The sequence below is a fragment of the Serratia sp. (in: enterobacteria) genome (assembly GCF_046715635.1).
In the GTDB taxonomy this organism is placed as follows: domain Bacteria; phylum Pseudomonadota; class Gammaproteobacteria; order Enterobacterales; family Enterobacteriaceae; genus Chania.
Genome location: NZ_JBKJYW010000497.1, coordinates 1 through 9,426, shown reverse-complemented (window position 1 = coordinate 9,426; position 9,426 = coordinate 1). Strand labels below are relative to the sequence as shown.

The window sequence follows — 9,426 nt, the reverse complement described above, 5'->3', positions numbered from 1 at the left end:
ACCCCGAACCGCATAGCCGGTTGATGGTGGTGCCGGAAACGTTTTGTGGCAGTCCGGCCAGCAGCGCCGCCATACGGGCCAGATTGCGGTTGTCTTCCCCTGCCTGATTGGCGCAGCCGAGGATCACGTCATCCACCCGCGACCAGTCCACGTTGGGGTGGCGCTCCAGCAGAGCACGCAGCGGCAGGGCGGCTAAATCGTCGGCCCGCACGTTTGCCAGCGCGCCGCTGTAACGGCCTATCGGCGTGCGGACGCCATCGCAAATAAAGGCCTGATTCATGGCTGCTCTCCTAAAATGCTGTGGCCCAACCGATGGGCGCGGCCACGGAACCAGGCGACGGTTTTCCCCAGTTGGTTAACAATTTCAACGTCGTACAGCCCGGTGGTTTTACCCTGATGGCGCACCTCTGCGCAGGCAGTGAGGCGATCACCTGCCCGCGCCGGGCGGATAAAATCGATGGTGCAACCAGAAGCGACTGCCGCCAGTCCCTGACTGTTGCAGGCATAAGCAAAAGCGGTATCTGCCAAGCTGAACAACTGGCCACCGTGACAAGTCTGGTGGCCGTTGAGCATCTGTGGTCCGACGGTCATGCTGACTTTGGCCATACCGGCATCCACGGCATCGATGTGCATATCCATTGCCTGTGCGCAGGTATCCTGGCTAAACATCTGTTCGGCGCAGCGCTGGGCCAGCGCGCGGGGAGTATTGGCATTCATCAGCATTCGGCTCCTGAATAATTGGCAGCATAGCGGCGCAGTAGCGGCATTGGGCGATAGCGGGGTTCCGCGTAATAACGTTGCAGGTTTTCCAGCGTGGTGAGAATTTGTTGCCAGCCGAGCTTGCTGCCCCAGGCCAGCGGCCCTTGTGGGTAGTTGACGCCAAACCGCATGGCATCGTCGGTATCGGCGGCATTGGCCACGCCTTTGTTCACCACGTCCAGGGCTTCATTAGCCAGCATGGCGACGGTGCGCATCACCAGCAGGCCCGGGTAATCTGGCAGGTGGATCACCTGTTTACCCAGCGATTGCAGCAGGCGGATGACCTTGGCCGTGTGCGGCACCGCGTTCTGCTCGGCGCTGCTGATGGCGATAACGGGGGCGTGCTGATAGTTGACGGACAGGTCGAACAGTACCACGGGCGTTCCGATTTCTTCGGCGACTTGGCTTGCTGTTTTACCATTTGTTAACATAAATGTAACTTCGTCGATCCGGGCAAACGGACTGGTCTGGCCAGGATGTTTGATCGCTGCCGCATTTCCCGTCAGCAACTGTGCAAACTCGCCGATGGCTGACCAGTCGCCGTGCAAGGTGACGGACTGAGGCAAATCAGCCCCTCCCGCCGAAGCAAAAGCGGCTGACGTCACGGCCTGTTCATCGGCATAACGGTAAAAACCCCGGCCACTCTTACGGCCCAAATGCCCGGCAGCCACCAGCTCCTGCTGCACCAGCGAAGGCGTAAAGCGGCTGTCCTGATAGAAGGCGTGATAGACCGACTCGGTGACGGCATAGTTGACGTCCTGTCCGATCAGATCGGTCAGTTGCAGCGGGCCCATGGCGAAACCGCCAGCATCACGCAGCACGGCGTCCAAGGTGGCCGGATCGGCAATCTGTTCTTCCAGAGCGCGCAGGGTTTCACCGTAGAAAGGCCGGGCTACGCGGTTGACGATAAAGCCTGGCGTAGAACGGCACACGACGCTGTGCTTACCCCAATGTTGAGCCAAGGTTTGCAGGTTGCTCAGTGTTGCCGGGCTGGTTTCCAGCCCACCGACGATCTCCACCAGTTTCATCAGCGGAGCCGGGTTGAAGAAGTGTAGGCCCGCCATGCGCTGCGGATGCTGAAGCGCACTGGCGATGGCAGTAATTGAAAGTGACGAGGTATTGCTGGCAAACAGCGTATCGGTAGAGCATATCGCCTCCAGATCGCGAAACAGGCTCTGTTTGATCGCCAGTTTTTCCGCCACCGCTTCGATCACCAGGTGGCAGTCGGCCAGATCGCTCAACGAACTGGTCAACTGGATATTACCCAGCAGGGTTTCGGTGCTGCGGGCATCGGCTTTACCTGCCTCGGCCCGCTTGCGCAGGCGTTGCCCGAGCTGTTCCAGCGCGTGGGAGGCGGCGGGCAGGGCGATATCGAACAGCTTGACCCGGTGTCCTGCCGCGGCGGCCACCTGGGCAATGCCGATCCCCATGGTTCCGGCACCAATTACTGCCACCGTAGCGGAGGGGGTTAAAGCATTTACCGCCATCTTCTCTCTCATGGCTGTTTCCCGTTCATGGCTGTATCCCGTTCATGGCTGTATCCCGTTCATGACTGTTTCCCGCTGAAGTTCGGTGGGCGCTTGGCGAAGAAGGCGCTGACGCCCTCGCGATAGTCGGCACTACGGCCACCCAGACGCTGTAAATCGCGCTCTAAATCGAGCTGCTGGTCGAGCGTATTGCTGGCCGAGCTGTACATGGCCTTTTTAATCAGCCCCAGGCCGTAGGTCGGTTGGGTAGCAAGCTGTTTGGCCATGCTTTGGGTGTGATCGGCCAGCTCGGCGGCGGCCACGACCTGCCAGATCATTCCCCACTCCAGCGCCTGCTGAGCGCTGATTTTATCCCCCAGCAGCGCCATCCCCATGGCTCGTGCATGCCCAGCCAGGCGTGGCAGATACCAACTGCCGCCGGAATCCGGCACCAGGCCCAGTTTGCAGAAGGATTGGATGAAGCTGGCGTTGTCGGCGGCCACCACGATATCGCAGGCCATTGCCAGTGCGGCACCCGCTCCGGCAGCAACGCCGTTGACCGCGCAGACAATCGGCTTGGGCAGCGCGCTCAGGCGGCGGATCAGCGGGTTGTAAAAACGCTCTACCGACAGCCCAAGATCCGGGGGGGCCTGATCCACACTGACGTTACGATCGTTCAGATCCTGTCCGGCGCAGAAGCCGCGCCCGGCACCGGTGATCAGCACGCAACGCACGCTGTCATCGCGTTCGGCCACGGTCAGCGCCTCGCTGAGCTGGTGATGCATTTCATCGTTAAAGCTGTTGAGCCGATCGGGGCGGTTCAGGGTAAGGGTCAACACCCCGGCTTCGATGTGGCTAAGAATTAATGCGTTTTCCATAAATCAGCGCCCTTGATAGTTCGGTGTACGTTTTTCGAAGAAGGCGGCAATGCCTTCCCGGCGATCTTCGGTGGCGGCCAGGGTGACAAACTGCTGGCGTTCCATTTGCAAGCCCTGGCTGAGGCCGCATTCCTGCGCTTGTTTTAGCGCCTGTTTAGCCGCGCGCAGAGCCAGCGGTGCCTGTTGGCTGATGCGTTGGGCCAGTTGTTGAGTTCGCTCCAGCGTTAATGCATCGACACAAACCTCACTCACCAGCCCGGCTTGCAGTGCGCAGCGGGCGTCGATGGCCTCACCGGTCAGCACCATTTGATAGGCGCGGGATTTACCCACGCTGCGGATCAGGCGTTGAGTGCCACCCGCACCGGGCATCAGGCCTAAAGTGATTTCCGGCAGGCCGAAGCGGGCGCTTTCGCCGCAGAGGGTAATGTCGCAGGCCAGAGCGAGCTCACAGCCAGCACCGAGCGCGTAACCGTTCACTGCCGCCAGCAAGGGTTTGCTGAACTGGGCCAAGCGCTGCCATAGCACCGGGCGGTGATCGAGCTGGGTGGCGGCGACATCCTGCTGCTGTAATTCGCGCAGATCGGCACCGGCCGCGAAGAACCGGGCGGCACCCGCGATCACCACGGCACCGACGTCGGCATCGCTATCGGCCTGTTCCAGTTGATAAACCAACTGCTCCAGGCAGGCGGTGCTTAACGCATTGCGGGCATCGGGGCGGTGCAGCGTCAGTGTGACTACGCGTTGTTGCTGTTCGCGCAGGATCCAAGGGGTTTCCATCGTCGGCTCCTAAACGTCAAAGTCCAGCACCACGCCTTCACCGCGTGGCCAGGACTGGCAGCTCAAAACATAGCCTGCTGCCAACTGATCCGGCTCCAGGCTGTAGTTGATCGCCATATCCACCTCACCGGCCTTCAATTTGCATTTGCAGGTGGCGCAGACGCCGCCTTTGCAGGCGTAAGGTAAATCGGCCCCCTGACGTAAGGCGGCATCCAGAATGCTGTCATCCTCGCTGCCGACGTCGATTTTGAGGCTGCGGCCGTCGAGCCGGATCTCTACCTGAGTCGCGTTGCGGCTACCTGCATTGGCAGGCCGGGCGACGATGCCACTGGTGTTGAAACGCTCGCTGTGAATACGTTCGGTAGGCATACCGGCCAGCTCCAGCACGGTATGCGCATCGTCCATCATTGCCTCTGGGCCGCAAATAAAGGCGTGGTCGAACTCGTTGAAGTCCACCAGCGTGTTACCCAGCGCGGTCAGATGGTCACGGTCGATGCGGCCACTGAGCAGCGGGCTGTCGAGATTTTCCTGGCTAAAGAGATACAGCGGTTGGAAGCGTTGTGGATAACGGTTTTTCAGATCCGAGAGGGCTTCTTTAAACATCACCGAGCGGCTGGTGCGGTTGCCGTAAATCAGCGTGAACTGGCTGTTGGGTTCCAATTGCAACGTCGCCTTGATGATCGACAGCATCGGTGTGATGCCGGAGCCAGCGGCGATCGCCAGATAGTTACCTTGGGTTTGTGCCTGCGGCTGGTAACCAAAACGGCCCTGCGGCAGCATCACTTCCAGCTCGTCACCTACCTGCAAGCTTTGGTTGATAAACGAAGAGAAGCGCCCCTGATGGATCGCCTTGATGCCGATTTGCAATACGCCGTCCTGCGGTGCGCTACAGATGGAATAGCAGCGGCGCAGCTCTTCACCGTTGACCCGCGCTTTGAGCGTCAGGTGCTGGCCGGGGGTGTAGCCGTAATGGGATTTCAGTTCGTCCGGGACGCGCAGCGTGATGGCTACGGCGTCCGGGGTTTCGCGCTCGATGGCCGCGACATTCAGGCGATGAAAGACCGTCATGGTTTTCAGTGCTCCTAAATACATTTGAAATAGTCGAACGGTTCCCGGCATTCGCAGCAGCGGTAAAGCGCTTTGCAGGCGGTGGAACCGAACTCGCTGATCTTTTCCGTGTGCTCGCTGCCGCAACGGGGGCACTGCACCGGGCCGTTGGCTAAAGGCTTCTCACAGGTTTGCCCCTGCGGTGGTGCCACGCCGTATTCACGCAGGCGCTGGCGGGCATCCGCATTCATCCAGTCGGTGGTCCAGGCCGGGCTGAGGCTGATGGTGATCTTCACCGGGCTGAAACCCGCCTCGTGCAGCGTCTGTTCAATGGCGTTGAGCAGGTACTCGGTCGCCGGGCAGCCGGAATAGGTTGGGGTAAAGGTGATGTGCCAGCCTGCACCGTCGCGCTCCACGTCACGTACCATGCCCAGATCGGTAATGGACAGTACCGGCAGTTCGGGATCGCTGATCTGCTGTAAGCAGTGCCAGATCTGCGGGATCTCGGCCGGTTGCAGTCGGGTGATATTCATCATTGCCTCTACCAATTGCAGTTTGGATAAGCGCGTGGCAGAAACTGCATCTCTGCCAGCATCGGGCCGAGGTGTTCTGTATGCCGCCCTTGCTTACCGCCGTGGCGAAATGCCTGCTCGGTGGGCAGCGCGAGCGTGGCCTGTTGCAGCGTATCGTTCACCATGGCCTGCCACGGTGCCTGCAATTGGCGCGGATCGACGGCAATACCCAGTTCGGCCAGCTGCAGCTCAAGCTCGTCGGCGTGGAACAGCTCGGCGGTGAAGCGCCACAGGTCGTTTAATGACTGCTGGATCTTCTGGTGGCTGACTTCACTGCCGTCGCCCAGGCGGATCATCCAGCCGTGGCTGAAGCGCAGGTGATAATCCGCTTCTTTCAGCGATTTGGCGGCGATGGCGGCCAGTTGGCTGTCTTTGCTGTGGCTTAGCTCGCGGTGCAGCAGTACGTGGTAGGTATCCAGCAGGAACTGGCGTACCAGCGTGTCGTTAAAGCCGCCGTTAGGCTGTTCCGCCAGCAGCAGGTTGTGGAATTCACGTTCGTCGCGGCCAAAGGCCAGGCTGTCTTCGCTGTGCTGCGGGCCGGAAAGCTCGGCGGCATAGGCAAGAAAATTGCGCGCCTGTCCCAGCAGATCGAGGCCAATATTGGCCAGTGCCAGGTCGATCTCCAGCTCAGGAGCATGGCCACACCAGGCGCACAGGCGCTGTGCCAGAATGAGCGGTGTATCGCCCAAGCGCAGGGCATAGCTGATTGTTGCTGCGTTACTCATCGTCATGGCCTGCCTCTACATGTTCTTGATGCCGTCGGGGATGGTGTAGAACGTGGGGTGACGGTAAATTTTGTCGTCGGAAGGATCGAAGAACGCCGCCCGATCCTCCTCCTGGGAGGCGATCAGGTGGCTCGATTGCACCACCCAGATCGAACAGCCCTCACTGCGGCGGGTGTAGGCATCGCGGGCATTTTCCAGCGCCATCCGATCGTCTGCGGCATGCAGGCTGCCCACGTGGCGATGGGCCAATCCCTGCTTGCTGCGGATAAACACTTCATACAATGGCCATTCGGCGTGAGTCATTTTTCTCTCCTAGATTACGCTGCATTTGCCGCGCGTTTGCTGGCATGTGCCATGGCACCATCCCGTACCCAACTGCCTTCGTCCCAGGCTTTACGCTTGGCTTGCAGGCGTTCGTGGTTACACTGTCCGCGCCCCTGGATCACTTCGTTCAGCTCTGCCCAGTCGATCTCGCCAAAGCGGTAATGCCCGCTGGCCTCATCCCATGGCAAATCGGCATCGGGGGCAGTCATACCCAGGGCTTCCAGTTGCGGTACGGTGTTATCGATAAACTTCTGCCGCAGCTCGTCATTGCTGTGGCGTTTGATCTTCCAGGCCATGCTCTGTGCACTGTGGGGGGAATCGCTATCACTAGGGCCAAACATCATCAGCGCTGGCCACCAGAAGCGGTTAATGGCGTCCTGTAACATGGCCTTTTGCGCTTCGCTGCCTTGGGCCATCACCATCACGGCTTCGTAACCCTGACGCTGGTGGAAGCTCTCTTCTTTACAGATTTTCACCATCGCTCTGGCATAGGGGCCGTAAGAGGCACGACACAGGGCGACCTGATTGACGATGGCAGCACCGTCGACCAGCCAGCCGATCACGCCAATGTCGGCCCAGTTCAGCGTTGGGTAGTTGAAGATAGAGGAGTATTTCATCTGACCGGCGAGCATCTTTTGGTAGATATCCTGGCGAGTGCAGCCGAGGGTTTCCGCCGCGCTGTACAGATAAAGGCCGTGCCCGGCTTCATCCTGGACTTTCGCCAGTAACACCGCTTTGCGCCGCAGGGAAGGGGCGCGGGTCAGCCAATTGGCTTCCGGCAACATGCCGACCACCTCGGAATGCGCGTGCTGGCCGATTTGCCGGATCAGATTGCGGCGATAGGCATCCGGCATCCAGTCTTTGGCTTCGATGGAAATATCTGCGGCGATCTTGTCGTCAAAGTGCTGCTGAAATTGTGGGTCAGTTGTCATGCTTGCCTCTTGGTGATTCATGTTTTTCACATTAAAACCAAAAATGTGAATCACTTTAACTAGCCGTAAAGCTACAACTTGATAACAATAAGATCAAATACAAAATGCGGGGATTTGCGATGTGACCCACAGCATTTATTGTTAATTTGTTGATTTACAATTAAATATAGGTGAAGTATTTATTTGCTATTTTGGCGTTAATTGGTGGTATTTATAGTTTTGTTTTCATTTTGTTAAATTTTAATCTGGCGCAAAGTGGAGGATATGTGATACATCATTAAGCTTGATAGTGACTATTTATGAATTCCGGAGGAGCAAATGCAGCAGTTAACCAGTTACCTTTCTGGCGCTTGGGTGTACGGCCACGGGCCATCCCGCGAGATCCAGCATGCCGTTACCGGCGAGCCTTTGTATCAGGTCTGCTCCGACGGGCTGCCGTTGGCTGCCAGCCTGAGTTATGCCCGCAAGCTGGGTGGCACGGCGCTGGCAAAGATGACGTTTCAGCAGCGCGCCCAGATGATGAAAGCGGTGGCTAAACACCTGCTGGCTAATAAAGAAGCGCTCTATCAGATCTCCTATCAAACCGGGGCCACACGCAATGACAGCTGGGTAGATATTGAAGGCGGTATCGCCACGCTGTTCTCCTATGCGGGATTGGCAGGGCGCGAATTGCCGGACGATACGCTGTGGCCGGAAGATGAGCTGATCCCTCTTTCCAAGCAGTCGCAGTTTGCCGCACGCCATGTACTGACCTCTCGCCCCGGCGTCGCGCTGCATATCAACGCCTTCAACTTCCCCTGTTGGGGAATGCTGGAGAAACTGGCACCTACCTGGCTGGCGGGCATGCCAGCCATCATCAAACCCGCCACCGCTTCGGCACAGCTTACCCAGGCGATGGTGAAGCTGATTATCGACAGCGGGTTGGTGCCGGAAGGCGCGTTGCAGCTAATCTGCGGTGGCGTGGGCGATATGTTCGATCACCTCGATTATCAGGATGCGGTCACCTTTACCGGCTCTGCGCAAACCGGGCAGAAGCTGCGTTCTCACCCACGCCTGCTGGAAAAATCCATCGCTTTCACCATGGAAGCCGACTCACTTAACTGCTGCGTGTTAGGGGAGGACGTGACGCCAGAGATGCCGGAGTTTGCGCTGTTTATCAAAGAGGTGAGCCGCGAAATGACCAGCAAGGCGGGGCAAAAGTGTACCGCTATTCGGCGTATTATTGTGCCGGCGGCCCGCATAGCCGAGGTACAACAAGCGCTGCTGCAGCGTCTGGCTGGCGTAAAAATTGGCGACCCGCAGCTGGAGCAGGTGCGGATGGGGGCGTTGGTCAATCAGGAACAGCGTGACGACGTGCAGCAAAAGGTGGAATTCCTGCTGCGCAATGGCTGTGAGCCACTCTGTGGCGCGACGCTGGATAAGTTGGAGGTGGTGGGTGATGGCGCGCAATCAGGTGCTTTTTATCCGATCACCCTGCTGTACTGTGCCGATCCGTTCCGCCACCAGGCCGTGCATGGCACCGAAGCGTTTGGCCCGGTGGCAACGCTGATGCCGTATCAGACGACCGAGCAGGCGATTGAGCTGGCGCTGTTGGGGCAAGGCAGTCTGGCCGGATCGTTGGTGACGGCTGATGCAGCGTTGGCTTCACAGTTTATTCGTGCAACCGCCTGCGCCCATGGCCGCATGTTGGTGCTGGATCGCCACGCGGCTACGGAATCGACCGGTCACGGTTCTCCGCTACCTTTGCTGGTGCATGGCGGGCCAGGGCGAGCCGGCGGCGGGGAAGAGCTTGGTGGGCTGCGGGCGGTAAAACATTACCTGCAGCGCACGGCGATCCAAGGCAGCCCGTCGATGCTGGCGGCCATCAGCCGTGAATGGGTACGGGGTGCCGACGTAGTGGAAGAGCAGGTACACCCGTTCCGCAAATACTTTGAGCAGTTGCAGAT

At 59.0% G+C, this 9,426-nt stretch carries 10 protein-coding genes and 1 pseudogene; 1 reads left to right on the top strand and 10 read right to left on the bottom strand.

Features of this window, described 5'->3' with window-relative positions; all coding sequences use genetic code 11:
* The 10 genes and pseudogenes from ACLQ7H_RS25420 to paaA all read right to left on the bottom strand — a co-directional run.
* Nucleotides 1–280: pseudogene (locus ACLQ7H_RS25420) on the bottom strand (3-oxoadipyl-CoA thiolase); the annotation flags it as partial.
* Nucleotides 277–717 (bottom strand): hydroxyphenylacetyl-CoA thioesterase PaaI, encoded by a 441-nt coding sequence (gene paaI, locus ACLQ7H_RS25415; protein WP_411755066.1) that lies wholly within the window; start codon nucleotides 715–717, stop codon nucleotides 277–279. The pseudogene ACLQ7H_RS25420 and the gene paaI, both read right to left, overlap by 4 nt.
* A complete protein-coding gene (locus tag ACLQ7H_RS25410; protein ID WP_411755065.1) occupies nucleotides 717–2,258 on the bottom strand; it encodes a 3-hydroxyacyl-CoA dehydrogenase in 1,542 nt (513 codons plus the stop codon). The genes paaI and ACLQ7H_RS25410 overlap by 1 nt, the downstream gene beginning before the upstream one ends.
* Nucleotides 2,259–2,305: 47 nt before the next feature.
* Entirely contained in the window at nucleotides 2,306–3,103 is a 798-nt protein-coding gene (gene paaG / locus ACLQ7H_RS25405) for a 2-(1,2-epoxy-1,2-dihydrophenyl)acetyl-CoA isomerase PaaG (protein ID WP_411755064.1), read from the bottom strand.
* Between the two features lie 3 nt (nucleotides 3,104–3,106).
* Nucleotides 3,107–3,880, bottom strand: coding sequence for a 2,3-dehydroadipyl-CoA hydratase PaaF (gene paaF, locus ACLQ7H_RS25400; protein WP_411755063.1), 774 nt, complete (start codon nucleotides 3,878–3,880; stop codon nucleotides 3,107–3,109).
* A gap of 9 nt (nucleotides 3,881–3,889) precedes the next feature.
* Nucleotides 3,890–4,948 (bottom strand): 1,2-phenylacetyl-CoA epoxidase subunit PaaE, encoded by a 1,059-nt coding sequence (paaE, locus tag ACLQ7H_RS25395; RefSeq protein ID WP_411755062.1) that lies wholly within the window; start codon nucleotides 4,946–4,948, stop codon nucleotides 3,890–3,892.
* 14 nt (nucleotides 4,949–4,962) lie between these two features.
* Nucleotides 4,963–5,460 (bottom strand): 1,2-phenylacetyl-CoA epoxidase subunit PaaD, encoded by a 498-nt coding sequence (gene paaD, locus ACLQ7H_RS25390; RefSeq protein WP_411755067.1) that lies wholly within the window; start codon nucleotides 5,458–5,460, stop codon nucleotides 4,963–4,965.
* Between the two features lie 8 nt (nucleotides 5,461–5,468).
* On the bottom strand, nucleotides 5,469–6,230 hold the full coding sequence (gene paaC, locus ACLQ7H_RS25385) for a 1,2-phenylacetyl-CoA epoxidase subunit PaaC (protein WP_411755061.1): 762 nt from the start codon (nucleotides 6,228–6,230) through the stop codon (nucleotides 5,469–5,471).
* Nucleotides 6,231–6,239: 9 nt separating this feature from the next.
* On the bottom strand, nucleotides 6,240–6,527 hold the full coding sequence (paaB, locus tag ACLQ7H_RS25380) for a 1,2-phenylacetyl-CoA epoxidase subunit PaaB (protein ID WP_411755060.1): 288 nt from the start codon (nucleotides 6,525–6,527) through the stop codon (nucleotides 6,240–6,242).
* Between the two features lie 14 nt (nucleotides 6,528–6,541).
* Nucleotides 6,542–7,480: a 1,2-phenylacetyl-CoA epoxidase subunit PaaA gene (gene paaA / locus ACLQ7H_RS25375; RefSeq protein ID WP_411755059.1), complete on the bottom strand. Its 939-nt coding sequence runs from the start codon at nucleotides 7,478–7,480 to the stop codon at nucleotides 6,542–6,544.
* 318 nt (nucleotides 7,481–7,798) lie between these two features.
* Here paaA and paaZ point away from each other — a divergent pair.
* Nucleotides 7,799–9,426: phenylacetic acid degradation bifunctional protein PaaZ (paaZ, locus tag ACLQ7H_RS25370; protein ID WP_411755058.1), on the top strand; the 1,628-nt coding region annotated here is incomplete at its 3' end.

Coding starts and splice junctions, on each gene's coding strand:
- paaI (WP_411755066.1), bottom strand. CDS start 717: ATGAATGCCAATACTCCCCGCGCGCTGGCCCAGCGCTGCGCCGAACAG.
- ACLQ7H_RS25410 (WP_411755065.1), bottom strand. CDS start 2,258: ATGAGAGAGAAGATGGCGGTAAATGCTTTAACCCCCTCCGCTACGGTG.
- paaG (WP_411755064.1), bottom strand. CDS start 3,103: ATGGAAAACGCATTAATTCTTAGCCACATCGAAGCCGGGGTGTTGACC.
- paaF (WP_411755063.1), bottom strand. CDS start 3,880: ATGGAAACCCCTTGGATCCTGCGCGAACAGCAACAACGCGTAGTCACA.
- paaE (WP_411755062.1), bottom strand. CDS start 4,948: ATGACGGTCTTTCATCGCCTGAATGTCGCGGCCATCGAGCGCGAAACC.
- paaD (WP_411755067.1), bottom strand. CDS start 5,460: ATGAATATCACCCGACTGCAACCGGCCGAGATCCCGCAGATCTGGCAC.
- paaC (WP_411755061.1), bottom strand. CDS start 6,230: ATGACGATGAGTAACGCAGCAACAATCAGCTATGCCCTGCGCTTGGGC.
- paaB (WP_411755060.1), bottom strand. CDS start 6,527: ATGACTCACGCCGAATGGCCATTGTATGAAGTGTTTATCCGCAGCAAG.
- paaA (WP_411755059.1), bottom strand. CDS start 7,480: ATGACAACTGACCCACAATTTCAGCAGCACTTTGACGACAAGATCGCC.